Origin of the sequence: Oceanobacillus kapialis (genome assembly GCF_044790185.1) — a bacterium.
In the GTDB taxonomy this organism is placed as follows: domain Bacteria; phylum Bacillota; class Bacilli; order Bacillales; family Amphibacillaceae; genus Oceanobacillus_B; species Oceanobacillus_B kapialis.
The window spans coordinates 3,019,738-3,045,783 of the sequence record NZ_CP085256.1; the positions used below are offsets into that span (position 1 = coordinate 3,019,738).

General features: G+C 43.0%; 27 protein-coding genes. 9 read left to right on the forward strand and 18 right to left on the reverse strand.

Going from position 1 to position 26,046, the window contains the following annotated elements; genetic code table 11:
• Positions 1-40: 40 nt before the first annotated feature.
• The 4 genes from LG273_RS15750 to LG273_RS15765 all read right to left on the reverse strand — a co-directional run bounded on the left by LG273_RS15750 (position 41) and on the right by LG273_RS15765 (position 3,311).
• Positions 41-706, reverse strand: a complete 666-nt coding sequence (locus LG273_RS15750; RefSeq protein ID WP_404455318.1) for a response regulator — start codon at positions 704-706, stop codon at positions 41-43.
• Between the two features lie 140 nt (positions 707-846).
• Complete coding sequence (locus tag LG273_RS15755) at positions 847-1,611, reverse strand: tyrosine-protein phosphatase (RefSeq protein WP_404455321.1); 765 nt, start codon at positions 1,609-1,611, stop codon at positions 847-849.
• Positions 1,612-1,870: 259 nt separating this feature from the next.
• Complete coding sequence (locus LG273_RS15760; RefSeq protein WP_404455324.1) at positions 1,871-2,572, reverse strand: CpsD/CapB family tyrosine-protein kinase; 702 nt, start codon at positions 2,570-2,572, stop codon at positions 1,871-1,873.
• Positions 2,547-3,311 carry a YveK family protein gene (locus LG273_RS15765; RefSeq protein ID WP_404455326.1) on the reverse strand — a complete coding sequence of 255 codons (765 nt, stop codon included), beginning with the start codon at positions 3,309-3,311 and terminating at the stop codon, positions 2,547-2,549. The genes LG273_RS15760 and LG273_RS15765 overlap by 26 nt, the downstream gene beginning before the upstream one ends.
• Positions 3,312-3,660: 349 nt before the next feature.
• Between LG273_RS15765 and LG273_RS15770 the strand changes: the two genes are divergently transcribed.
• Complete coding sequence (locus LG273_RS15770; RefSeq protein ID WP_404455329.1) at positions 3,661-4,767, forward strand: LysM peptidoglycan-binding domain-containing protein; 1,107 nt, start codon at positions 3,661-3,663, stop codon at positions 4,765-4,767.
• 154 nt (positions 4,768-4,921) lie between these two features.
• Here the strand turns inward: LG273_RS15770 and LG273_RS15775 are convergent, their stop codons facing one another.
• Entirely contained in the window at positions 4,922-5,188 is a 267-nt protein-coding gene (locus tag LG273_RS15775; protein ID WP_404455332.1) for a hypothetical protein, read from the reverse strand.
• A gap of 17 nt (positions 5,189-5,205) precedes the next feature.
• A complete protein-coding gene (locus LG273_RS15780) occupies positions 5,206-6,192 on the reverse strand; it encodes a nuclease-related domain-containing protein (protein ID WP_404455335.1) in 987 nt (328 codons plus the stop codon).
• A gap of 191 nt (positions 6,193-6,383) precedes the next feature.
• Here LG273_RS15780 and LG273_RS15785 point away from each other — a divergent pair, with 191 nt between their 5' ends.
• Positions 6,384-6,755 carry a hypothetical protein gene (locus tag LG273_RS15785; RefSeq protein WP_404455337.1) on the forward strand — a complete coding sequence of 124 codons (372 nt, stop codon included), beginning with the start codon at positions 6,384-6,386 and terminating at the stop codon, positions 6,753-6,755.
• A 32-nt stretch (positions 6,756-6,787) separates the two neighbouring features.
• On the opposite strand, the gene LG273_RS15790 is transcribed toward LG273_RS15785, so the two are convergent.
• Entirely contained in the window at positions 6,788-7,324 is a 537-nt protein-coding gene (locus tag LG273_RS15790; RefSeq protein ID WP_404455340.1) for a class D sortase, read from the reverse strand.
• An 82-nt stretch (positions 7,325-7,406) separates the two neighbouring features.
• Positions 7,407-8,786, reverse strand: coding sequence for a processed acidic surface protein (locus LG273_RS15795; protein WP_404455343.1), 1,380 nt, complete (start codon positions 8,784-8,786; stop codon positions 7,407-7,409).
• Positions 8,787-9,017: 231 nt separating this feature from the next.
• On the opposite strand from LG273_RS15795, the gene LG273_RS15800 reads away from it, so the two are divergent.
• The 3 genes from LG273_RS15800 (at position 9,018) to LG273_RS15810 (ending at position 11,318) form a co-directional block, all read left to right on the forward strand.
• On the forward strand, positions 9,018-9,461 hold the full coding sequence (locus tag LG273_RS15800) for a hypothetical protein (protein WP_404455346.1): 444 nt from the start codon (positions 9,018-9,020) through the stop codon (positions 9,459-9,461).
• Positions 9,462-9,525: 64 nt separating this feature from the next.
• Positions 9,526-10,731: an AGE family epimerase/isomerase gene (locus tag LG273_RS15805; RefSeq protein ID WP_404455349.1), complete on the forward strand. Its 1,206-nt coding sequence runs from the start codon at positions 9,526-9,528 to the stop codon at positions 10,729-10,731.
• Between the two features lie 257 nt (positions 10,732-10,988).
• The gene (locus LG273_RS15810) at positions 10,989-11,318 is read left to right on the forward strand and encodes a hypothetical protein (RefSeq protein ID WP_404455352.1); all 330 of its coding nucleotides are present in this window, start codon (positions 10,989-10,991) and stop codon (positions 11,316-11,318) included.
• A gap of 272 nt (positions 11,319-11,590) precedes the next feature.
• On the opposite strand, the gene LG273_RS15815 is transcribed toward LG273_RS15810, so the two are convergent.
• The gene (locus LG273_RS15815; protein WP_404455355.1) at positions 11,591-11,767 is read right to left on the reverse strand and encodes a hypothetical protein; all 177 of its coding nucleotides are present in this window, start codon (positions 11,765-11,767) and stop codon (positions 11,591-11,593) included.
• Positions 11,768-13,309, reverse strand: a complete 1,542-nt coding sequence (locus LG273_RS15820; protein WP_404455358.1) for a BCCT family transporter — start codon at positions 13,307-13,309, stop codon at positions 11,768-11,770.
• 620 nt (positions 13,310-13,929) lie between these two features.
• Between LG273_RS15820 and LG273_RS15825 the strand changes: the two genes are divergently transcribed.
• A complete protein-coding gene (locus LG273_RS15825; RefSeq protein ID WP_404455361.1) occupies positions 13,930-14,805 on the forward strand; it encodes an aldose 1-epimerase family protein in 876 nt (291 codons plus the stop codon).
• A gap of 129 nt (positions 14,806-14,934) precedes the next feature.
• Here the strand turns inward: LG273_RS15825 and LG273_RS15830 are convergent, their stop codons facing one another.
• The gene (locus LG273_RS15830; RefSeq protein WP_404455363.1) at positions 14,935-16,260 is read right to left on the reverse strand and encodes a 6-phospho-beta-glucosidase; all 1,326 of its coding nucleotides are present in this window, start codon (positions 16,258-16,260) and stop codon (positions 14,935-14,937) included.
• A 187-nt stretch (positions 16,261-16,447) separates the two neighbouring features.
• Between LG273_RS15830 and LG273_RS15835 the strand changes: the two genes are divergently transcribed.
• Positions 16,448-17,173 (forward strand): MurR/RpiR family transcriptional regulator, encoded by a 726-nt coding sequence (locus LG273_RS15835; protein WP_379560483.1) that lies wholly within the window; start codon positions 16,448-16,450, stop codon positions 17,171-17,173.
• 56 nt (positions 17,174-17,229) lie between these two features.
• On the opposite strand, the gene LG273_RS15840 is transcribed toward LG273_RS15835, so the two are convergent.
• The 7 genes from LG273_RS15840 to LG273_RS15870 form a co-directional block, all read right to left on the reverse strand.
• Positions 17,230-17,640 (reverse strand): Lrp/AsnC family transcriptional regulator, encoded by a 411-nt coding sequence (locus LG273_RS15840; RefSeq protein WP_404455367.1) that lies wholly within the window; start codon positions 17,638-17,640, stop codon positions 17,230-17,232.
• Positions 17,641-18,163: 523 nt separating this feature from the next.
• Positions 18,164-19,480 (reverse strand): 6-phospho-beta-glucosidase, encoded by a 1,317-nt coding sequence (locus tag LG273_RS15845; RefSeq protein WP_404455370.1) that lies wholly within the window; start codon positions 19,478-19,480, stop codon positions 18,164-18,166.
• A 14-nt stretch (positions 19,481-19,494) separates the two neighbouring features.
• Positions 19,495-19,806 (reverse strand): PTS lactose/cellobiose transporter subunit IIA, encoded by a 312-nt coding sequence (locus LG273_RS15850; protein WP_379560480.1) that lies wholly within the window; start codon positions 19,804-19,806, stop codon positions 19,495-19,497.
• Between the two features lie 10 nt (positions 19,807-19,816).
• Positions 19,817-21,145, reverse strand: a complete 1,329-nt coding sequence (gene celB, locus LG273_RS15855) for a PTS cellobiose transporter subunit IIC (RefSeq protein ID WP_404455373.1) — start codon at positions 21,143-21,145, stop codon at positions 19,817-19,819.
• Between the two features lie 12 nt (positions 21,146-21,157).
• Positions 21,158-21,463, reverse strand: a complete 306-nt coding sequence (locus tag LG273_RS15860; protein WP_379560478.1) for a PTS sugar transporter subunit IIB — start codon at positions 21,461-21,463, stop codon at positions 21,158-21,160.
• A 231-nt stretch (positions 21,464-21,694) separates the two neighbouring features.
• The gene (locus LG273_RS15865) at positions 21,695-23,269 is read right to left on the reverse strand and encodes an FMN-binding glutamate synthase family protein (protein WP_404455377.1); all 1,575 of its coding nucleotides are present in this window, start codon (positions 23,267-23,269) and stop codon (positions 21,695-21,697) included.
• Positions 23,270-23,284: 15 nt separating this feature from the next.
• Positions 23,285-25,000 (reverse strand): pyruvate oxidase, encoded by a 1,716-nt coding sequence (locus LG273_RS15870; RefSeq protein WP_404455379.1) that lies wholly within the window; start codon positions 24,998-25,000, stop codon positions 23,285-23,287.
• A gap of 232 nt (positions 25,001-25,232) precedes the next feature.
• Between LG273_RS15870 and LG273_RS15875 the strand changes: the two genes are divergently transcribed.
• Together LG273_RS15875 and LG273_RS15880 are read left to right on the forward strand one after the other, a co-directional pair.
• A complete protein-coding gene (locus LG273_RS15875) occupies positions 25,233-25,412 on the forward strand; it encodes a DUF6440 family protein (protein WP_404455382.1) in 180 nt (59 codons plus the stop codon).
• Positions 25,413-25,707: 295 nt separating this feature from the next.
• Positions 25,708-26,043 carry a PadR family transcriptional regulator gene (locus LG273_RS15880; RefSeq protein ID WP_404455385.1) on the forward strand — a complete coding sequence of 112 codons (336 nt, stop codon included), beginning with the start codon at positions 25,708-25,710 and terminating at the stop codon, positions 26,041-26,043.
• The last annotated feature ends 3 nt before the right edge of the window (positions 26,044-26,046 follow it).

Sequence of the window (26,046 nt, forward strand, 5' to 3'; positions counted from 1 at the left end):
GACTTTTGGAAATAAAAGTCACAAGTAGCCTAAATTGTTCCTAATTCTTCCTGTTTAATACTTTTTGTAAGTATTGGAGCAGCTTTTTACGATTTGGGATGTCGAATTTATGATAGAGCTCACTAATATAATTTTTTATGGTGCCTTCACTGAGGAAGAGTTTTTCAGCTATTTGCTTGTTTGTGAGGTGATCCATAAGCAAACAAACGATGTCCAGCTCTCTTGCGGATAGGGTAATATTTCGATTACGTAGTTTGCGATCAAGGATTTCTTTTTTGCTGTAGGTTTGGTCACGTATTTTCTCTGCTAGTATTCTAGCTGCAGACCCTGATAAAACGATTTCATTATCATAGACTTCACGAATGGAGCGGATAAGGCTTGCAGAACGGAGACTTTTCAGTAGGAAGCCATCTGCTCCTGCGTTTACTCCGGTTATAACAAGATCTTCGTCTGCATATGTGGTCAGTAGTATCACCTTTACGTCGGGATGTGTTTCCTTCACACGAATGGTCGCTTTAATCCCATCCAGTTCTGGCATATGGATGTCCATTAGCACCACATCGGGAAGACATTGCTTGAAGATCTCAATTGCTTCCTTGCCATTGTTCGCTACTCCAACCACTTGAATATCCTCTGTATTAGAGATTAACGCTTCTACCCCTTCACTAAATAAGCGTTGATCCTCCACTAGCATTACCTTGATCATTTTTTACTGCCCCTTTTACGTCGATGATTGTCTCGTTTGTAAGTGTATCTCCTAATCCCCTGTGACATGCTTTACCTGTCTTTCTTTTGCATGTCTGTTAAAAAAGAGAGTACGTGGTGTGTACTCCCAATTCTCTTTCATTAGAACAAGCCTAGAAATTTTTTCTTTTTAATCCTAAATGGTTCCATTTTATTCACATTGCTGTTATCAACTAAGAGCTGGCTGTTTTCCATGAACATATAGAAATAATCACTGCCATACTCCTGCTTGATCGACTGCATGGCCTCCTGCAAGCAAAAGCCACGTGTAGTTGTATTGTGTGCATCTGTTGCAACAAAATGCGTAAGGTTCGATTCAATTAGCTGATGGGAAAACTTCTGAATGTTTTTCCCAAATTTACCGATGACACTCGCTGCCGTTACTTGAGTAAGTGCACCTTTTCGTACAAACTCATACAATTTATTAGAGTCCTGAATTAATTCCGCATTTCGCTCCGGATGAACGATAATTGGTGTATAGCCCGCCAACTGAATATCATAGAGCATTTTCGGTGCATAGCGTGGCACACTACTTGATGGAAATTCAACAAACAGATACTTCGTCTCATTAAGTGGAAGTATCGTCTCGTCTTCAATTTCCTCGATCATGTCTCCATTAATACGTACTTCTTGTCCAGGTAGGACGGTTAGTGGGATGTCTTGTCTAACAAACAGCTCACTTAAAATTTCCACATGACGCATAATCGTGGAGCGATCATTGTCGTATTTTCCATTGCGATGGTGTGGGGTGGCAATGATAGTATGGATCCCTTGTTCGACAGCGGCCTTCGCCATTTCGATACTGTCTGTTTCTGTCTGGGCACCGTCATCAACACCTGGGATGATATGACTATGGATATCGATCATTCAAATCACTTCCTATTAGTTGTTCTTTTCATGCGTATTTATTGGAATTGTTTAAATATTACTGCATATTATAGCAGATATTGTAAGTCTTTACCAAGTAATTTGACTGTTAAAAAATATTAACATTTTAATAGATTTAACTAGTATTCTTAGGTCTATTGTCATAGTTATTGTAACAAAAGATTAGTTAAGGCGCTATGAATTAATCCATAAAAGTAAAAAACCCCCTGCTCCTTAACCTGCAGGGAGTTTTCTCTATTTAATTCGTACCATAATAGTAATGATAGTTGGATGCTTTCTTTTCTCGGTCATTTAACACTGCGCCTAATAGTTTTGCTCTAGCTGGCTCTAGTGCTTCCTTCGCTTTTTCCAAGGACTCATTTTCTGTATGCTTACTGCGAACGACAAGCAAGGAACCATCGACAATATTAGCTAGAATTTGTGCGTCCGCTACTGCTAGCACTGGTGGTGTATCAAAGATTACCATGTCATAAGACTGCCTTGCATCAATTAGGAATTGCTCCATTTTTCGTGAGGCAAGTAGCTCGGATGGATTAGGCGGGATCGGCCCACACGAGATGACATCTAAGTTATCTACGTCTGTGCGATTTACGGTTTCTTCAATTGTATTTTCCCCAACGAGGATATTGCTCAAACCACGTAGATTATCGAGGCGGAATGTGTAATGAACAGTCGGCTTTCTAAGGTCAGCATCAATTAGAAGGACTTTTTTCCCTTGCTGTGCGTACACAACAGCTAAGTTTGCCGTCGTCATTGATTTCCCTTCCCCAGGACCAGATGACGTCACGAGGATCGCACGTAAAGCTTCATCTATTGAAGCAAATTGCAGATTTGTACGGATCGTCCGATATTGTTCCGAGATTGGTGACTTCGGGTTCAGCTTGGCAATTAAATGCCGCATTTTATTCGTTTGGTTAGCTTGTCTTTTTCTGCGCCCCATTAAAGCCACTCCTTTTCGTCGATTTTGCCTGGAAGGAGAATTGATCCCCATGCAAGTCGTCGGTATCAATATGCGCGATCACACCTAGAACTGGGAGACCGTGTTTTTTCTCAAGATCGTCTTCTGTTGTCACCGTGTTATCCAAGTATTCAAGTAAGAAGGATAAGCCGACGCCAATCATTCCCCCAAGCACAATCGCAATCGCAATGTTCAGCATTGGATTTGGTGCAACTGGAGAAGGATTTTCACTTAGCTCTGCTTCTGATAAAACACTTACATTATCGACATTCATATATTCTGTGATATTTTCTTGGAATGTGGAAACAGTTGTATTGGCGATCTCTACTGCGCGTTCTGGACTTTCATCCGTTGCCGTTACTGATACAACCTGTGAATTCTCGGCATTCGAAACCTGAATTTTTTCCCCAAGTGCTCCAGAACCATAAGGAAGGTTTAATTCCTCTACTACTTCATCTAAAATAGCAGGACTTTTGATAATAACATTATATGTATTTATGATTTCAACATTGGCACGTATATCATTGACATTGTATTGTACTTCAGGATCCTGCTGCCCTTGGTTTACAATGAACTGTGAGCTGGATTCATATGTCGGTGTCAGGACAAAATAACTCACTGCGGCCGCAATTAACGCTGCCCCAAAAACAAAGGCAAGTATCAAAAGCAAACGCTTTTTGATAACCCCGAATATCTCCTTCAGGGAAATAGTTTCTTCCATGCTGTTACCCCCATCTTCCTCTTAATCTAAGTAGTTTAATAGCGTATTTCGACATTACAATATGAAATTATACCATAATTGCTAGGTTTTAAAATGATTTTTTTATATTTTTTAACATTTTTAGAAAGGTGAAGGGAAGTTCTTGAAGCTCGGCATGATGGCGGGGAGGTTGATATATAAGTGTTTTGTCGAAAGGAAGTTATACCTAGGACTTTAGGACCGACTCTATATTACAGTTGTATTACAAACCCATTAGTTATCTATCAATCTTTTGTCAGAAAAGATATAATAAGATTACTTTCTAGTATTTTATGGAAAGAAAACACAATTTATGCAGGAGGAAACGACCTTGGCAAATAAGAAGATGATTATGTCGGTTACTGCCAGTGCAGCTATAGCAGCAGCCATCGTCGGTGCGGAAGAAGCAGAAGCAGCGTCGTATAAAGTGAAAAGTGGCGATTCTCTTTGGACCATCGCACAGAAATACAACACGAGTGTTTCACAACTGAAATCTATTAACAAGCTTTCAGGAGACATTATCTTCCCGAACCAGGTTCTGGAAACATCTAAAAAGCAATCATCTAATTCAAATTCTAATTCTAATAATTCAAATTCTACTAATTCAACTACATCATCTAAATCTACATACACCGTGAAAAGTGGCGACACATTAAGTGGCATCGCCTCAAGACACAACATCTCACTTAAGAAACTAATGGATTGGAACGACTTAGACACCACCCTCATTTTCCCAGGCAACGTATTTGTCGTGAGTAAAAATGGCGGGTCGAATGGCGGGTCAAGCTCAAGCGGCGGATCTAGTTCATCTGGTTCTAATTCAAGCTCCGGCGGGCACAGCAACCCATCCACAGGATCAGCGAAAGTGTACACCGTTAAAGCCGGCGATTCCCTATCACGCATCGCCTCCCAAAACGGCACAACCGTAGCAAACCTGAAGAAATGGAATAACTTGAAATCTGATCTAATCCTAATTGGTCAGAAATTGAACATTGGCTCAAGCAAGGGTAGCAGTTCGGGATCTGGTAGCGGGAGCAACGTTTCAAATGAAAAGCCAAGCTCAAACGTAGACTACAATGTCAACAAGCTACTATCCGTAGCAAAAAGCCAATACGGCGTTCCATACGTTTGGGGCGGACAAACGCCAAGCGGCTTCGACTGCAGCGGCTTCATCTACTACGCATACAAGCAAGCGGGCAAAGACATCAGCCGCACATCAACAGACGGCTACTATAACCGCTCCTTCTATGTAAACAAACCAAAAGTAGGCGACCTCGTATTCTTCTCAGGCACCTACCGCGCCGGCATCAGCCACATGGGCATCTATGTTGGCAACAATGAGTTCATCCATGCAGGATCTTCAACAGGCGTAACGAAGACCAGCTTGAATAACTCTTATTGGAAGAGTAAGTTTGAAGGGTTTAAGAGGTTTTATTAATTAGTGGGTTTGGTTTTATAAAATTTAATTTTTTGGTTAATGGGGAACTCCAGCGGGGCTGGAGTTCTTTTTTTGGTGGGAGGATTAAACGCGTTATTTTAGTGGCGCATTTGATGTCTTTATTGAAGGTTTTTATTAAATATATAGATTTTGGTTAATAGAGAACTCCAGCGTGGCTGGAGTTCTTTTGGGTTGGAGGCTGTGCTGTCAGTTTGAGCCGCTCTGCTGTCACTTCGGGGGGCTGTGCTGTCAGTTTGAGCCGCTCTGCTGTCACTTTGGGGCGTTCTGCTGTCACTTTGGGGGGCTGTGCTGTCACTTTGGGCCGCTCTGCTGTCACTTTGGGATGCTGTGCTGTCACTTTGGGCCGCTCTGCTGTCACTCTGCCACGCTCTCTTGTCACTCTGCCCCGCTCTCTTGTCACTCCTCCCTCCTGTGCTGTCACTTTACCACGCTACGTTTGGATAGGGTCCATCTTCTGTTTTCCTTAATATAGGTTAGGTTCATAGATTTAAAAAGTCGATTAGCTATAGTAGCGGAACTTATGCCTAAAAACTGCATGCAATCTGCATTATTTATCGTGGGGTTAACTAGCAAGAAGTAGTCGAGCAATGCCCTCTTATGCGCGACTTTACTTTTCCTATTGCACTTCGGACAAAGCCACGTTCCGTAAATTCGCTCCATTCCGAGATATCTACATGCTGGGCAGTGAACGCCTGGTAGTATATCTTGGGTTTGTATCCCGTAACGCAACACGGGAAGATGGCGAGCTTGTTTACATGCTCGTAAAATTGTGGCCCCTAGCTTTTGATGCTGAATGGGCGCATTTCCGGTCATCGCGTCGGCTTGTGATTTTATCTTCCCTGGTATGTAAGCAGCGTGTGAGACAACTCTGGCGATGTGCTCCCTCTCTCCTTCTACTTTAATAATCGTGCTAGGATCACTAACGGCAATAAAGCAATAAATGGGAATCGGAGGAAGGTTCATCTCCTGCAGCCAGGCTTGAAGGCGTTGCTTTTGCAATTCTGCCTGCTGAATGGGGTGGCGGAAGCCTTTTTCTCGTGAGCCGTCATCACGAGTGAATTGCTGGAGCTCTGTATCGAAAAGGATGGTGCCACTGTAGTTTTTCACTTCCACAATGTACGCGGCTTGGCGAGAAATGAGCAGGTTATCAATCTGCATATTTTTCCCATCAACTGAAAGATTCAGGTCTTGCAAGATGGTCATTTCGGCTGCCAGCTCATCTAAAAAATAGTCCACCTGTTTCTCACCAATGTATCCCTTTTTCCGCCTGGCAAAATCGCTTTCCAACTCCCTTATTTTCGGATGGTCCGGCCTCAGTCTCGATAGTAGTGCCTCAAATTGTTCCAACTCTGTTTTGTTTCTTTTCTTTATAATCATTTCGTTCTCCTTTTTACCTGCTATCATACCTGTTCTCCCAGCTTATGAAAAATGTATAAAATTATATTCTTATTGTTAAAACCCCCTTTATCTCTGCATTTTCCCTAAAACAGAAAGACAGTTTTACACTATAGCAGCATAGGTAAATTCCAATTTCACCTTCTTTTATTTAAATGCTCGTGTGCTATAATGAAGATGAAATTTGAGGAGGTGAAAGCATGCAGAAAGAGGATCAAATTATTGGGATGCTTGGACAGATAGCAGGACGTTTGGACAAGATAGAAAACCGGTTAGATAAGATAGAGCATCGATTAGATAATGTTGAAACACGTTTAGGCAATGTAGAACACCGACTAGACGAACATGACACAAAACTCGATGGCCATAACCAAATGCTTCGCGGCCTATTAGCAGGTCAAGAAACATTAAAAGCGGAATTTGACGGACTGAAAATCTCCAACGCCAAAGAATTCGGTGAATTAAAAGACGAAGCGTTCAATCAAGCTGCCCAGCTTACCATGCTGCGTGACGATGTGTGGGCGAATCGGACGGAGATTTATCGGATGAAGCGCGGTGCTGACCCGCAATAACCCCAATTAAAAAACCCAGATTTCTCCAGGTTTTACTTCACCAAATAGGCTTCTAAAATATATCGTTCTGGTGCTGCGCCAATGAAATCAAATGGATAGCAGGTGCTGACAGTCAATGTGGCACGTGGCTTTGGCACGATGACGGTGCGGTCATCGGCATCGACAATTCGGACTTTGCGCACCTTGTAGGTGAACTCGCCTGCACTTGTTGTGACGATGAGCTCATCCCCAACCCCAACATCCCCTAATTTTCGAAACACTGTATCCCGATGACCCGACAAAACAGCATTATCTTTCTCGCCTGGCAGGACACTATCTGCATAGTGACCAACCCCTTTGGCTAATTCATCCTCATCTGTTCCGTGGAATATTGGTAAGATTGCGTCGAGTTTTGGGATGGAAAGCTCCCCGATCTCATCGCCGATTTTTGGGCGAGTTGGGTAGAGAGGAGCATCCGCGTCCGCTACCTGTTTTTCGCTAGAAGCTGCTTTCGTTTCAGCTGAACGGTCCTTCGATTCAGCCGAAACTTCCTGCTGACCGCCTCCCCTACCAAGACTATACCCCTTCATAAATGTCCACCCATTCAAAACGGTTAACCAGAGCCCTCCAACCAAAAGCAGGACGGCGCTGGCACTCAATAACAGCTTCTTTCTACTTTTCAAGGTTAGTAGACCTTGTTTTCCGGAATAAGAAGACACTTGCTGCGATCAGGAATAGCCCGGCAAGACTGCCCATTCCATAGTTGGAAGCTGTTTTTGGCAACTCCCCCCCTTTAACAGTGGCTGTTGCTGTCGCTTCTGAAGTCACAGTCTTTTTGACTGGTGCTGTTTCCGGCTTTTCCGTGCTATTTGATAGGGCTTGTCCTGTCTCATGTACAGTGTCACTATCGACCATGTCCCCTGTGATGATTAAATCTGCCAGAAATTCACCCTCCAGGTTATAGATCGACATTTTCAAATCTGCGTTCACAAGCTCTGTCATCGCAAATAGCGCAGACAGTGACAATGGCTCTTCCTTGCCATCCTTAATCAGGCTGTAATCCACCTTCACTTGGAAAAGTGAAATGGCTTCCTGGTAAATGGAAAGTAGCTCGGCAGCTTGTGCTGGGGTGAGCTCTGTGGCTTCATCAAAGTTTTCAAATACTAGCATCCGCTCCGATAAAGCAAATATGCGCTCAAGTGCCTCCTCATCCCAATGCTCAGCAATGGAAAGGAAATGCTCCTCGAGTCGGGTGATTTCTTCCTCCGTCAAGCCGTATTCTTTCATTAACAAGCTTAACTCCTCTACAAGATACGAATCGTGAAAATAGCTGCTGATATCCACATCTAAATCATCAAGGAAAATATAGTCGTTGATATCAAGCCCATTCTCTTCCATCAATGCGAGCAGTTCAGCTTTGCTAACATCATACATATCTGTAAAGTAATCGAGATTGCTTAAGTCAGCTTTTATCACCTCACCGAGGAATTCGAAAACACGCTCGACTGTTTTGTAGTTGTCCAGGTTTTCCTCATATAGCGCAAGTGACGCCACGATGTCTTCACGTGTTACGGTAAATCCTCTTATTTCACTTATATCTTTTAAATAGATTTCTAGATTTTTATCAAAATCAGGATCGCGTACAATTCGCTCCTCTAAATAGAAATCGATTGCTTGATAGAGATCATCGAGGAACACATAGTCTTCCAGCGTTTCCCCGTTTTCAGCTAAAAGTGCTTCAAGGTCTGCTTTTTTAAATTCATATATCTCGTAAACATCCTTTAGGTTGCTGCCATCCTTTTGAATGATTTCACCTAGGAAGGATTCAAGATCTTCCAAGCTGTCATAGTTGTCCAGTGTTTCTTCATAAAGAGAGAGGGAATACTCGATGTCTTCCTCTGTAACTGTAAAGCCCCGTTCCTTGCTAACCCTTTCTAAGTACTTGGTTAAATCCTTTCCAAATACAGCGCTTTTTTCTGCGCTTGCAAAGCCCGGCATTACAGTTACCACGAGTAGTACAAAAGCTAAAAAAGCCATTGCCCATTTTTTCATTTCTTCTCCTCATTTCCTAAAATTGCAAATCTTTATGAAATGATTATAGCCTTGAACGTACGTTCTGGCAATCTATTTTTTTGGAAAATAGCGGAAGTGTTCTTTTCAGAGACGTAAGAGGAAGTCGCGCTAGTCTCTGGGCGCTGGAGCTGGACGTGGGCAGATCTCAGAATATGAAACAGAAAAGCTTTCCCCCACAAAACCTGTTAAAATAAGAGTAGGAGGTGAACCATGAAACTGTTTAACTCGAAAGGTGAACGCATTTTTTACCTTATCTATACAACGATTATGCTCCTGCTATATCTCGGTTTTGTGGGAGTGGAGAATCACCGAATTACGACAGGAACAGCCAATGGGTCTGGGGCCATTTCGGAAGAGGAAGGACAAGCTATTGCGCAAATTGGTGCGTGGAGTCAGAACTTGGAGCTTATTTTCCTTGGTCTGTTTATCATTGTGATGATTGTCATGTATTTTCGTGCTTTTAAGAATAAAGAAGTGATCAAGCTTTTCCTCGTGATGAATACGGTTCTTTTTGCTGGGATTATAGTGCTGAGTCTTCTTTTATTACTGCTAACATCCGTGCCATTTGGGAATTTAATACAGCCACTCTTCTTCCCCGTACTTCTGATGCTGATCTTTTTGCCTTTTGTAAAAATGATGAAGGTTGAGAAGTAATCGTTTTAGAGTGCTCCCCTGTAGGGAATAGTTCCTATACATATATTTTTGGGGAGATGATGAAATGGGACAGCAGCACGGACCGGAAACTTACGCAGAAAATTGGTTGCATGAACAAATTGACAGCACGTTAGCTTTTTATTACCCCACCTGCATTGACGAGGAAAATGGCGGATACAACCACAGCTTTTATGACGACGGGGAGCTTTCTCCTTATTCCACGAAGCATCTGGTCGGAACATGTCGCTTTATTTATAATTTCAGCATTGGCGCGATTCTTGGCAAGGGAGGCTTTTGCCTGGAGGCGGCCGAGCATGGCCTGCGTTTCTTGCAGGAGCATCATCAGGACAAGGTGAATGGCGGCTACTATTGGACATTGGATGGTCAGCTGGTTACCGAGGATACTAAGTATGCCTATGGCCATGCCTTCGTGTTACTTGCGGCATCAAAGGCTTATACCGCTGGGATTGAGTGGGCGGGCGATGTAATCGATTCCGTATATAAGGTGCTGGAGGAGCATTTCTGGGAAGACGCCTATCATTTGTATGCCGACGAATTGTCTGCAGACTGGTCGGAAGTAGCGGAGTATCGCGGGCAAAATGCCAACATGCACATGACCGAAGCGATGATCGCTGCCTATGAAGCGACCTCATATCAGAAATATTTAGACCGCGCCTACCAACTGGCCGATGCTGTCACCGGGCGCCTTACTTTCCAGACGAAGGGACTGGTATGGGAACACTTCACTCCAGAATGGGAGCCGGACTGGACATTTGTCGAAACAGATGAAAGCAAGCAGGAATTTCGCCCACATGGCTTTGTGCCAGGACATTCCATTGAGTGGAGCAAGCTATTAATCATGTTGGATCGCCATATTAGCGAGCCGTGGATGACCGACCGAGCTGTGCACTTATACCAGGAGGCCTATCAAAAAGGCGCGGACATGGTATACGGTGGCATCATTTACTCGATTTCCGCAGACAAAATTACCATGGATACTGATAAATATTACTGGGTGCAAGCAGAAACATTCGGCGCCTCCGCCCTATTAGCTAGAAAATTAAACAACCCCGCCTACTGGCAGCGCTATGAAGCCATGCTGGATTACTGCTCGAACATCTTCATTGATCACGCACACGGCGGTGGCTGGTACAACATGTTATTCCGCGATAACATCAGGCAAAGCCCAATTAAAAGTGAAAAAGCAAAAGCAGACTATCACCCAATCGCGAATTATTATGAGACATTAAGGGTGCTAGGAGCGGATTGATGAGAATGAGCGCATAACCTTGGGTGGTGCGCTGGTTTTTAGTGTTGAGTTGGATTAGAGAGTGTGTGGGAGGGCGAGCGGTTGGCAGGCTAAGACGAGCGGCACTCTTGTAAGGGCGAGCACCATGCACGCTAACTCGAGCCTCACTCATAAGGGGGCGAGCGCCAAGCACGTCTAACGGTCTATGCACCATTCCAGCAAAATGCCTATCCATCCATTAATATATTTATATATTATAAAACAAAGGGGAGATTCACATGGAAAACATAATCAAACAAGGGCTCGCAAACCTATGGAAAGGCAAGGAAGGCGTTGGGGGGAAGCTATACTTAACGGATCAGCAGTTAATCCATCAACCACATAAGGCTAATATCCAAAGTGACAGGGTGGAGATTAAATTGGCTGATGTTGATTACGTAGAATTATACACGAATAAACTTTTTGGACTATCGGTTATTAAAAATGGTTTAACGGTCGTGGATAAGACTGGTACTCCATACAAATTCGTGGTGAATAAACGTGAAGATTGGAAAAATGAGATTGAGAGACAACTAGAGACTAATAAAGCAGATGCAATTTCCAATTAACATGAAAAACGGGCTGCCTTGGCAACCCGTTTTTTAGTTCCCCTGCACATTTTGATTAAAAGTGTAGAGAAATGTATTTAAGCTTATAGTGCGAGCAAGGGCGCAATTGATCAAATTACGAAAACTCTGATGCGCGACTCTCATCATTCGGCGCTCGACCTCCAAGTGCTGACGCTCGACTTCCTTCACTCCACGCGCGACTTATCAAGGCTGGTGCGCGACCTCCCAAGTCGCCCCCACACAAAAAAGGCTCCTGAAAAAGGAGCCTTTCCCTATTTACTAATACTACGCTGATACACAGTTCCCATCCCAGCAAGAACGGTCGATAGGACAAATATAGCAACAATACTAATGGCATTAGGAATGATCGTATAACCTAACAGGTTTAACAAAAGCATGATGCCAAAGAACATTACAGCAAAAGACATCATCTTTAATTTCTTTTGCAACTATTTTCCTCCTTTATTTGCCCCTTTATTTCCTCCCTTATTAGCTGCTTTTATCCCTCCTACTTTATCCTTTGAAAGTGCTTTGTAGAAGGAGATACACATTAAGAGCATGATAATCGAAAATGGAAATGCCGCCGAGATTAGGACGTTTTGCAGGGCTTGTAGTCCACCAGTATAAAGCAGGACTGCTGCTATTAGGGATTGTGCAATACCCCAGGTGAATTTCACAACATTGGACGGTGATAATGAACCGTTTGTTGTTTGCATGCCAAGTACAAAGGTTGCGGAGTCTGCGGATGTGATAAAGAATGTAGAGATAAGCAAAATCCCTAGTATGGAAAGAATAATTCCCATAGGCAGGTGGTCAAACATTCCGAATAGCACCTGCTCATCCGGTAATCCCGCTAAATCCACGCCGCTATTTTGGATGTCGATACCAGACATTCCGAATGTCGCAAACCATAGGAAGCAGACGATGGTTGGGACAAGCAACACGCCGGAAAGGAATTCTCTAATTGTACGCCCTCTGGAAATTCGGGCGATAAAGATACCAACAAATGGTGACCAGGCGATCCACCAAGCCCAGAAGAATACAGTCCAGTCCATAATCCATTGTCTTTCCGACTCACTATTTGGTGCGATTCGTAAGGCCTCAACAGGCAGACTCAAGATATAAGTTCCAATCGTATTCGTAAAGGAATTAAGGATGTATAATGTGGGCCCGAGAATTAATGTTCCCACAAATAACAGGCCTGCCAATCCCATGTTTGCATTACTTAAATATTTGATTCCTTTTCCTAGCCCGGAATACGTACTAATCATAAATAATACCGTAACGATCACAATGATCACTAACTGGACCCAAAAATCACTATCCACACCGAAAAGATACGTAAGTCCACCATTAATCTGTGTTGCCCCAAACCCGAGTGTGGTAGCAACCCCAATGATTGTCGCAAATACGGCGATAACATCAACCGCCTTGCCCCAACCACCCTTCATGCTACGCCCGAAAAGTGGCTCAAGTGTGGAGCTGACTAAAGCGGGTTTTCCAAGTCGGAATGTAAAGTATGCCAAAATTAAACCGATGATAGCATAAATCGCCCAAGCGTGGATTCCGTAATGGAAAAACGTAATACGTAGCGCATCCTCTAATGCCGCTACTGACCCGGCCTCTGCTGTTGGCGGGGTTTTTATATAATGGGAGACTGGTGAAGCCGTCCCATAAAACACGAGCCCAATCCCCATGCCAGCACTAAATAGCATGGCAAACCAGGAAGCATAGCTAAATTCCGGGCGATCGTTTGGCTTTCCTAATCTGATCTTGCCAAATCGACTAAAAATCAAATATATACAAAAGATCACGAAAAACGTGACACCAAGTAAATAATACCAACCAAAATGTACGGATATAAAGTTCATTAACACCCCAGAATATTCTTCAAATAAACCTGGAGCCACTGACCCCCATATTGACATGGCAATCGTAATTGCTAACGTTATCCAGAATACGGATGTCACTTCTGTTACTACTCGTTTCATAATTCTCTTCCTTTCCTGCCCTTCCTTTTTAATGAAGGGAACCTGAAGTCCAATTTCTGTTCTGGTTTTCTTTTAGTATTCAAGAAGGAGCTACAATATATACGGATGGAACGAAGCTCTTACGAGAGGTTTTTACTGTCAGAATATTTAGTCATTTTGAGTCGGAATTAGTTTGGAATTTAATGCGCCGATAGATAGCGCCTTAAATATTCTGGTACGATTATGTCAAGAATACTTGAAGTCTCCTCGTGACCGCTCTTTATCCGCTCCAACCTTCTTTATTTTAACACTATCTCATAATTCCGTCATTTTTCAGCTATTTATTATGCAATGGGTTGGGCTGTCTAGTTAGTGGTTTCACTTTTGGCTAGTCTCGTTTCACTTGGGGGTGCTGTGGTTCCACTTTCGGCTGCTCTTGCTTCACTTTGAGGTGCTGTGGTTCCACTTTAAGGTGCTATGGTTTCATTTTTCCACGCTCTCGCTTCACTTCTGCCTCATTTGGTTTCACTTAATCACCCCCCCTTAACTCCCCCTCCCGCACTTCCACAAACACCTCCCACCGAAAACGCACCAGAAATTTGCTATAATAAATTCAACAATATCGGAAATGAGGTATCGACATGCAGGTAATTGAGAATGAGCACCTCAAGGTCAGCATTAGCCCTGAGGGTGCAGAGCTTCGAGAAATTTGGAATAAAAAAGAAGGGATCCAGTATATGTGGGAAGGAGATCCGGCCTATTGGGGGCGTATTTCTCCTGTACTTTTTCCGATAGTTGGGCGGTTAAAGGAAGATCGCTATAAAGTGGAGGGCGAAGAATATTCCATGAATCAGCATGGCTTTTTACGTGATGTAACATTTGATCTTCACCAACAGGGGCCGGATCTCGTGAGCTTTTCCTTTTATTCAGACAAGCAATTCACGGCACAATATCCTTATGAATTTCAGGCGATCATCACGTATTTGCTAAAAGGAGAAAGTCTTTCCATCAGCTGGAAAATCGTCAATGAAAATGAGGAAAGCATGTATTTTTCCATTGGTGGTCATCCTGCTTTTCAGATTCCTTTATTGGAAGGAGAAACGCTTGCCGATTATGAGCTTGCCCTATTAGGCGATGAAAATGTTACACAATTTGAGCTCAAGGATGCGCTTGTACATGTAAAAGAAAATAACATCTCGAGTCCCATTACGCCTGTTCTTTCAGCAGATCTATTTAAAAACGATGCCTTGATCTTTAGCAATGTAAATCATGTTAAGCTAACTTCAAAGCGTTCTGGAAAAGGAGTTGAAGTGGATTGTGCCGGGTTCCCGTATGTCGGCATATGGAGCAAATACGATGAAACTGCTGGCACAATTGCACCGTTCCTTTGCATTGAGCCTTGGTACGGAATTGCGGATATGCATGATACGACAGGCGACCTGAAGGAAAAAGCAGGAATCAACGTATTGCCTGCTGGGGAAGCATTTGAAAGTACTTATTTCATTACATTTAAGTAAAAGCTCCAGTAAATCACATGAAAAATATACAAAAAAATAATTTTGCCCCGCCACAGCAACAAAAGCTTGAGCGGGGCAAATTCTTTATTAAAAGAGCAACCTCCCCTGAGCTGCTTCCACCTAAAATGATTACTTCACCGCCTGGAAAAACTGTGGCAAATACTCTTTATGTGCTTCCATCATTTCATCCAAAATTGCTTTTCCTACTTTATCGGACGCTACTAGTGGATTAATTGTCATGGCTAGCAGTGCTGTATCATAGCTTCCTGTCACGGCTGCTTCTGCTGCTATTCGTTCAAAGGCTTTAATTTCTTGGACTAAACCTCTAACCTGAACGGGTAAATCACCATTCACAATTGGCTTTGGTCCCTCTTTTGTGATGACACAGCTTACCTCTACTGCGGATTCATCTGGGATGCTTGCAATAGAACCATTATTTCTTGTGTTAACGGCTTGGATGTCGCGTTTATCGTTATAAATGGAGGAGATTAATCGAACGGCTGCATCACTGTAGTACGCTCCACCCCGTTCCTCTAATTGTGGTGGTTTGATGGAAAGGTTAGGATCACTGTATAGCTCGAATAATTCTGCTTCCAGCTGTTTCACGACTTCGGCTCTCGTTGTGCCGTCTTCGAAATTTTTCAGTTCTTTTTCTACCATTTCACCACGCTTGTAATAATATTGGTGGTACGGACACGTTAAAACGTTTAGTGCCCGAATGAATTCCGGCTCCCAGCCCAGCCCTTCAATATTTTTAACGAAGCTGGTGTTTTCCGGAACAGCTAATAATTCCATCACTCTATCTTTCACACTAACACCATCCAGATAGACGTCTAAGCCATAAACCATGTGATTTAATCCGGCAAAATCAATGCGGATACGAGAATGATCTACATCCAAGAGCTTTGCAGTCCCCATTTCCATGCCAATCGGCACGTTACATAACCCTACGACTTTTTCATGGTCGGTATAGCGAAGGATCGCCTCTGTCACCATACCAGCAGGGTTGGTAAAGTTGATTAACCAAGCATCTGGGCAAAGCTCTTTCATGTCCTTTATGATATCTAAAATAACGGGGATGGTACGCAGTCCTTTGAAAAGTCCACCAGGTCCATTTGTTTCTTGGCCTAGCACTCCATGTTTTAACGGAATTCGCTCATCCTTTGCGCGCGCATCCAACTGGCCAACGCGAAATTGGGTCGTAACAAAATCTGCACCCTCAAGTGCCGCTCTTCTGTCTAATGTTAGATGAACTTTAATGGGAAGTCCTGCTTTTTCAATCATTCTTTTCGCCAGGTTTCCAACGATTTCGAGCTTCTCCTGCCCTTCTTCAATATCCACTAGCCACAATTCCCGCACTGGCAATTCGTCATATCTTTTAATAAAACCTTCTACTAATTCCGGCGTATAGCTGGAGCCTCCACCAATTGTTGCGATTTTAATCCCGTTACTCATAATTCATCCTCCTCACGAAATAATGAACTTACAACTCTTATTCTAGTGAAGAAAATAGTAACCTGATATAGTTTTGAAAGCGTTAGATTTTTGTTTCATCGAAAGCAATTTGTTCCATTATAGTAACACTGTGTTTCTATATTACGTTATACTAAAGATAGAATTATGTTATGGGGGGAGAAGGGCTATGTTCACAAATGAGGTCATTGCATCGTTTAACGAGCTCGAGATGGTGCTTTATAAATATGTGATGGAACATAAGGAAAAGGTTGTCTATATGCGGATTCGCGATCTTGCGGATGAAGCACATGTTTCAACGTCCACTATCATGCGATTTTGCCGGAAATTAAATTGCGGCGGATTTTCGGAATTTAAAGTGAAGCTAAAGCTGCTACTGGATGAAGGACAGAACATGAACATTAAAAACGGTCAGCATGTACTAGCCGAATTTTTTGAACGTACGAGTAATGAAGCGTTCACTCGCAAGCTAGATGAAGCAGCAGAAGCGGTTGCCGCAGCAGGCCATGTTTTTTCCATCGGGATCGGCAGTTCAGGTGCGCTGGCCGAATATGGCGCGCGGTATCTATCCAGCTTCGGAACTTTTTCCACCTATTTAAAAGACTGGTATTTGCCGATTCATGCCAACTTACATGACAGCATTACGATCGCTCTTTCGGTTTCCGGGGAAAATCGATTCACCCTCTCGCACATCCATAAGCTTAAAGAAAAGGGCAGTAAGATTTTGAGCATCACGAATAATATGCATTCCACCATCGCGAAAATTGCCGACGTAAACGTTTCTTACTACGTATCAGAGGAATTTTTCGATGAAGCGAATGTAACCACCCAAATCCCTGTTATTTATATACTAGAAGAACTAGCGAGGAAGGTTTATGAAAAGAATAATCAATAATATAACAAAGCCTTCCAACACTCATAGGATGGAAGGTTTTTTAAGGTAGCGCAGATTTATTTCCCAATCACGATCTGTAACTTATAGTTGGCATGATCGTTTAACGCATTCAGAAACGTATTCAGTGCTTCGTTGGAAGCGAATTTACATTCGAGAAGATAACAGCCCTCACCACTAATTTTATAGTTGTGCAAGATGTGTTCTTCTTGTGTTTTTATAAAGGCCAAATAGGGTGCGTGCTGGGGGGTTTTTGTAATGATGGTGATAAACGTATGTACCGTAAATCCCAATTTTTCTTGGTTCACTTTAATGGAATATCCCTCAATGATCCCTTCTTCCTCTAACTTCAGCACTCTGGCAGAAACCGCAGGGCCCGTCAGATGTACCTTGGCGCCAAGTTCTTTCATGGTGAGTCTGCTGTTGTGAGATAGCTCCTCTAGGATGCGTTTGTCTGTATGATCTAGCATGTATGAGACTCCCTTCCTTAATAATAAAGGTAAAAGATTAATGATCTGTTTGTTCCTTCTACTATAGAATATACTTGGTTCACATGTAATCTCAAAATAAAAAGTTTAATAGAGAGATATAATATGTGGTGAGTATATCAGACTTATTAAAAGAGGATGGGACATTACTAAATCATCTATGCTTAAATACGATTAATAAGCTTAAGCACCGCTTCGGCAGAACACTTCGCTTTCCACGGGCACGGCCTCAGCCTCCTCGTGGGAAGGGCCCCACTGCGGGGTCTTCGGACTCGTGCTGTTCCCGTTGGAGTCTCCGCGTTCTGCCTACGCTAAAATAAGAAAACCCGAACTAGGCAAACCTTTATTAACGGATTTGCAAGATAGTTCGGGATTTCATGTGTTAAGAGAACTTTTGTCTCAGCCTTCTTTTCTTAACGGGATTCACCTCATCCCTTTATTATCTGTTCCTTTACAGATGTGACAGTCCAGAAGATTTACTTTCATAGCCGCTTAAAATTTTCCATTACTCAAAAAACCGCGGCAAATACGCCCTATGCGCCTCCAACATCTCATCCAATATCCGCTTCGCCACCACATCTGACGGTACCAGCGGATTAATCGTCATTGCAAGCATCGCCTTATTATAATCGCCTGTTACAGCTGCTTCCGACGAAATAATTTCAAACGATTTGATTTGCTGCACAAGCCCTCGCGCCGCTACAGGGAGATCCCCAACCGCGAGCGGGATCGGCCCTTCCTTTGTGATGACACAGCTTACTTCAACGGCAGCGTCACTCGGAATGCTGGCAATCGCCCCGTTATTCATCGTGTTCACGGGCTGAATGTCGCGCTTATCATTATAAATCGAAGTAATTAACCGAACAGCAGCATCACTATAATAAGCCCCACCGCGTTCTTCTAATTGAGGTGGTTTGATCGCTAAATCAGGATCTTTGTACAACTCAAATAGCTCCTTTTCCAGCTTCATGACCACTTCTGCTCTCGTTTCACCTTTTTCATAGCTTTCGATCGACTTCTTCAGCATTTCATCCGTTTTATAATAATACATATGGTACGGACACGTTAGGGCATTCAACCCACGTATAAACGCCATTTCCCAGCCTTGCCCGTCGATATTTTTCACGAAACTACTATGCTCTGGATTTGCCAGCATTTCCATTAACTTACCTTTCACGCTAACACCATCGAGATATACATCTAACCCATAGACCATATGATTTAATCCTGCAAAATCAATGCGAATTCTCGAGTGCTCCACACCTAATAATTTCGCAACGCCCATTTCCATGCCAATCGGGACATTACATAACCCGACGATTTTTTTAAAATTCGTATGGCGGAACACCGCTTCTGTGACCATACCGGCTGGATTGGTAAAATTGATTAACCAGGCATCAGGACAAAGCTCTTCCATGTCTTTAATAATTTCCAATATGACAGGGATGGTGCGCAGCCCTTTTAATAGACCACCAGGCCCATTTGTTTCCTGGCCGATGACACCATGCTTGGCGGGTATTCGTTCATCTTTGGCACGGGCATCTAATAAGCCTACACGGAATTGGGTCGTGACAAAATCCGCATCCTTTAATGCTTCTTTTCGATTAAGCGTGAGATGGATGTCTATCGGAAGACCCGCTTTTTTGACCATCCGTTTTGCCAGGTTCCCGACAATTTCTAACTTTTCACTTCCCGCCTCTACATCAACAAGCCATAGCTCGGATACCGGAAATTCGTCATATCTTTTAATAATCCCTTCCACTAATTCCGGGGTATAACTGGAACCTCCCCCAATGGTGACAATTTTAACTCCTTTACCCAACAGAATTCCTCCCTCTACTTTTCAACAAGTCTTCGGTGTACCTCGATCATTTCATTTGCCAGGTCGGTAATCGTCATGGCATTCATAAAGTGATCTTGGGCATGGACAAGCAACACATTAACCTCTTTCCTCTCACCCTTTGCTTCCCCTTGAATTAAATCCGTTTGGAATCGATGCGCTTTTCCTAGTTCCTTCTTGGCTTCCTTTATTTTTTCAGATGCGGATGTGAAATCCGCATCTTTGGCAAAGCGCATCGCTTCCATGGCACAGCTTCTTGCATTTCCGCCATGTAGAATAATATGAAAGCTTATTTCTTCTGTATTCATATAAATCCTCCTAGTTCGTTTCCTCTGCCGCTTTTTCTTCTCTTACCTTCATCGTGTCCCAAATCTTAAAGAATGGCAGGTAGATGAGTAGCCCGATGAAAATGTTAACGAATTGCAGAACCGAACCAGCAAGACTTCCCGTTGCTAAATACCCTCCGATGATTGGAGGGGTGGTCCATGGAACCGCAATTCCAATCGGTTTTGGAACAAGCCCAGTCGACATCGCAATATAGGTCGTTACGACAATAACGAGTGGGGTGAGCAAGAACGGGATAATTAACAGCGGATTTAACACAATTGGCATCCCGAAAATAATCGGTTCGTTTATATTAAAAGCGCCTGGTCCGACGGATAATCTTCCCAGCTGTTTCATCTGTTTACTCTTCGCCCAAAACAGAATCGCAATAACGAGCGCGATCGTGGCTCCAGATCCGCCCATAAAGACGAAAATATCAAAGAATTGTTTGGTAAAAATATTTGGTAAATCGGATGCAGCCATCCCCTCTTGGAATGCGATCCGGTTTTCATCCATTTTTGATAACCAGATCGGATCCATGACCCCACCAACAATCGATGCTCCGTGCAGCCCGGCCACCCATAAGAGGATGATCAGTGTAACGGCTATTAAGGAACCGAATAAACTGCCGCCTACTGCACTGAGCGGGGTGTAAAGTAAATCCCCGACAATGTTATGAATGCTTTCAAAAGGTGTAGCCTCGATAATTAATCGGATAATCCAGACAATGGCAATCACGGCAAAGCCAGGAACAAGTGCGATAAACGATTTGGCCACTGATGGCGGAACTCCCGCAGGCATTTTGATTGTTAGATTTTTGCTAACGACCCAGCGATAAACCTCGGTGGATAGTATCCCAATAAGTAATGCAACGAATAATCCTTTACTTCCCATAAGCGCAGCGGGGATGACGCCGCCCACTTCAAATGCAGTATCAGAACCTTCTGGTGTAAACATGGTTGTATAAGGGGTAGCGAGCAAGAACGCTGCTAAGGAAATGGCTCCTGCTGTTAACCCGTCCAACTTATACTTCAAAGCTAAGTTATATGCCACCCCAACGGAAGCAACGAGTGCCATAATGTCAAAAGTGGCAGAAACCGGATAGCCTAATTTGTCCTTCCACGCATCACCAAATAGATTTGCCATAAAGCCTTCATACCCAGGAATCGGGATGAACATTAAAATTAAGAAGAAAGAACCGATAATAACTAAAGGCATGGTAAGAATGATCCCATCTCGAAGCGATTGCAAATGTCTTTGACCAGCAATTCTTCCGGCAACAGGCATGAACTTTTCTTCTAAAAATTTCGTAAACCTATTCATATCGACTCCCCCTTATTTTTCCGTTAATTTTAAGGCAAATCGGACGACGTTTGCCCCGTTCATCATTCCATAATCAACCGATGGAATGACGTCAATTGGAATATTATTCTCTTGTGCAACAGGTGTTAACTGGTGTAACATGTAGCGAACTTGCGGCCCTAATAATAAAACATCTGCTTCCTCGATATGACTTCCTACCTCATCCGCACTAACCGCCCAAATCTTCCCGTCTAATCCGTGGCTCGTTGCATACTCCTCCATCTTGGTTACTAGTAAACTAGTAGACATCCCTGCAGCACAGCATAATAAAATATTCATGAAACTCCCCCTAAAATAGAATGACATTCAACTAAAAATAAAGGACCGAAAAACGTAACGCTTTAATGTTTATTGATGTCATTATATTTTGTAAGCGGTGTCATTATGCTTGGAAAATATTTTTATAGATTAGGAAATAGGGGGGGTATTTTTCCCGAGAGAAAAACAGAATAGGTACGTAGCAGGAAAAAGCACCAGCCCCACAGCTGATGCTTTTCTAAATTAATCTTTTTATTTCGCCTTTTCGCCTATATCACTCCAACCGGAAAACGCTCGGAATTGTGATTGATAGACAATATGATCCTGGGTAAATTTCGTTGGACTATCAAGCCCTGCAACGGCTGCTAATTCAAACAGCTCTTGCCTCAAAGTAACTAAGTAGTTACATACCCGATATTGCTTCTCTTCGATGATTAGGGCTTCCTGCAATTTCTTATCTGTCGTCGCCACCCCAACTGGGCACGTATTTTTATGGCAAACCTGCGACATGATGCAACCTGTACTGATCATGAAGCCCCGCGCAATATTGACTAGGTCTGCTCCAAGGCATAATGCCATGGCAATTTTATCTGGTGTGATGAGCTTACCGGACGCAATAACTTTGGTGCGGTGGCGTAATTGAAAGGATTCCAGGCATTTATGAACCAATGGAATGGCGGTAAAAGCGGGAAGACCAACGGAATAGGCAAGCTCATAATAAGAAGCACCTGTTCCGCCTTCTCCCCCGTCTACTGTAATAAAGTCTGGCACGATATCCTTTTCCTTCATGGCTTTGATGAGTTTCTCGACTTCCACTTCATTCCCAGCAACAATTTTCATCCCGACAGGCTTGCCACCCGTTTCACGAAGCTGCTGGAGAAAGTCTAGCAACTGCGCGGCTGTATCAATGCCAGGGAATCTATTCGGACTGTCGATATCTTCGCCTTCTTTTACATTGCGCACTTCCGCAATTTCCTTGGTGACCTTTTTTCCATCCACATGGCCGCCACGTGTCTTCGCACCTTGGGCAAGCTTTAGTTCAAAGGCTTTTACCTGATCCATTTGAGTCTTTTTCTTAAATTCTTCAAAGGAAAAATGCCCCTCTTCATCCCGCACACCAAATAAACCCGGGCTTATTTGCATGATAATAGCTACATTTCCTTTTAAGTGGTAGGGAGATATGCTTCCTTCTCCTGTGTTCATCCATGTTCCGCCTGCCATGTCTAACCCTTTCGAAAGGGCCGTAATGGCGTTTTCCCCAAGCGAACCATAGCTCATGGCGGATTGGCCAATGAGTCCTTTTAAGTAAAAAGGCTCGCGCACCGTGTGTTCACCTAAAATCACCTGCTCCTCATCTGAAAGGAGTGAAGGCTTGATTTCCATTTCCTTTCGCTTTTCCTTTCTATTAAACAGGTTTTCCTCTTTTACCTCATACACTTGTGTGGTGATCGTAGGTTGCTCTTCTACCTTTAATTCAGCATCTCTTTTCGGGAACATACTATTAGCAAGATAATAGTCGTTTTCCTTAAAATCCTTTACTGCACCATATCCCAGCAAGCTTGATTGGTATTTCCCTGCTTTATTCACATATTCGAATTGCTTGCGATTAAATGGCTTTCCTTCCCGATCATTGTGAAACAGATATTGCCTTAATTCAGGACCCATCTTCTCCAGAATATATCGCATTTTCCCTAAAAGAGGATAGTTTTGTAAGACCGAATGTTCATCTTGTTTGCGATCATGGACATATAGCCAGATTAATAGAAAAGCAGGGAAGAGGATTACAATCGCTAAGAGACTGATTAAAATAATCGTTACAACATCCATGACAATCCCCCGCCTTTAAAATAGTCGCTTCATTACTGTTTTTAATGGAGGCATGTCAAAGTTTCCTTCCCCTTCCATCAGCTTTTTCCACATGTGCTTGGAATAGGATTCCGCTTGGCTCCATTCAATTTTTCCTGGTAATGGGGCGCGTTCTTGGATATCCACATCGATAATGGTTGGTTTATTATTTGTTGCGGCATCCGCATATGCATGTCGCAGCTCTTCTTTTGTGGTGACTTTGTAGCCTTTCCCGCCACAAATTTCTGCAAATGCTGCATAATTCATCGTTTGTAAATCTGTCTGGTATGGGATGTTCCCCATTTGTTCTTGTTCATATTTGATCATGCCAATTTTTTCATTATTAAATACCACGATATTAATTGGCAAATCGTATTTGACGGCTGTTAGGAAATCCTGCATGCCCATGGAAAACCCACCATCACCGCAAATCGCCCATACTTGTTTAGTCGGCTGCTTTAATTTTGCAGCAATGGCACCAGGTAAGCCGCAACCCATCGTGGCGAGCCAGCTAGATACGACGAAATCCTGATTCGTCATACGGAAAAAGCCTGCAAACCAGGAGGTGACATTCCCAACATCAACGGACAAAATAGCATTGTCTTCTACAAAGTCATTCAGCTCATGCATAACATGTGGGCCTTGTAAGGCTTCTCCCTCTTCTATATTGGCGATTTTATCCATATGCTTCCACCAGTTTTCCATATTTTTTTGGCAGGCTTCTAGGAAGGAACGATCTTCTGTACGGAATAATTGCTCATTAAACCGTGCTAAAATTTCTGCAGAATCCCCGATAAGCCCAACTTCTGTTGGATACCACTTGCCAATTTTCGCAGGATCGACATCGATTTGAATAGCAGGGACATCATCTGGCAAGAAGTCACGATAGGGAAAGCCTGTCCCAATTAAAATAAGCAAATCCGTCTCTTCCATCGCTTCATAGGATGGCTTCGTCCCGATTTGACCTAAATTCCCCAAGTTATATGGATGCTCATCTGGCAAGACTCCTTTCGCTCGTAAGGAGACGATCACCGGTGAAGCTATTTTTTCGGCAAACTCTTCTAGCTGCTCACGTGCGTGAAGTGCGCCTTTTCCAGCAAGAATGAGCGGCTTTTTAGCATTTTGCAGAAGCTTGGCTGCATTCTTGAGATCTTCCTTATCAGGAAAATAGCGATAGTTACTTTGCACAGTGGATCGTAGCTTATCCTCTTTCACCGTTTCCTCGAAAACATCGTCTGGAATAGACAGGACAGCTACACCTTTATGTGTCGTTGCTTCTTTAAATGCTTGTTTAAGTAATGGTTGAACCAACTCACCTGAAGTCACGCGCTTGTTAAACACCGCGACATCATCAAACATGCGCTCTAAGTTCACTTCCTGAAAATTGTCTGTCCCTACTAAATCATGTGAGACTTGACCTGTGATAACGACTAGTGGCGCACCATCTTCTCGTGCATCATACATCCCATTTAGTAAATGCACTGCCCCAGGCCCTCCAATGGATAAACATACTCCTACGTTACCCGTTAGCTTCGCTTCTGCTGAGGCAGCAAGTGCGCCTACCTCTTCATGACGTACCTGGATGAAACGGATCTCGTCTTTTTCTTTTCGTAGACCTTCGATAAGGTTGTTGACGGAATCGCCGGGATAGCCGTAAACGTGCTTGATATTCCAATCTTTTAAGATATCTATTACTGCTTGTGATGCTTTCATTGTTTAACTCCCCTTTGCACTGGATAGTGCGATAAATTCGCTATAAAATCTCTTCCCTTTTGTGTTGGAATGAAACATTTCTATAAAGTAAAACCTCGACAGTTTTACCGTTCAGAGCTCTTCCGCCATGAGCGAAGAGAGAGATAATTACACATCAGTTATCCATCCAAAACATTGAATTCAATCTTATGCTAAAGATATAATTGAATATATATCTAAAGGAGAGATCACCATGTTTGGTAAAAAAGATGAAAAGCGTTTTGAGGAAACTTTAGTTCAACATTCGCAATCAGGATTGATATACACCTGGAGGGATCGTCAAACAGGCGTCCATTATTTGTATACATGGACTGCACAAGGCTGTGCACTAACTCCACTATTAGATGAGAATGGAAAAGTAGTAGTTGATTAGTTTGAAAATAATTAGCGGAGTAAGTATTTATCATTAGTAACTTCTCCATATAGGTTTAGCCACAAAATTAAGCTTGATGATTGGTAACTTTTAAACCAAATCATCAAGCTTTTCTTTTATTAATGGAGTGGTTTTTTACCTTGCTCCTTTGTGGAGGATATAAGTAGAAATCCTTCATATGTAAACGTGTTTTTTTAAGGAACGAAAAATAAGTTTGACAAACCAAGCTAATCTGTAATACTATATACCAGTAGTAAGTGATACAGAATACCGACAAGAAAAATGAGGGATAAACTTGGAGAATATTACAGAAATGCTAAAAGGGGTGCTTGAGGGCTGTGTGCTAGAGATCATCAGTCGCGGTGAAACGTACGGCTATGAAATAACGCAACACCTCCGGGAATTGGGCTTTACCGATGTAGTGGAGGGCACGGTTTATACGATTACCATGCGCCTGGAGAAAAATAAGCTTGTAGAGATTGAGAAAAAGAAATCCACTGTTGGGCCACCGAGAAAGTTTTATAAACTTAACGATGCAGGCCGAGAGCAGCTGGAGGTCTTTTGGACGAAGTGGGAGTTTATTACAGGGAAAATGGTGGAGCTTAAGACGAAGGAAATAAAAAGGAGATGACGA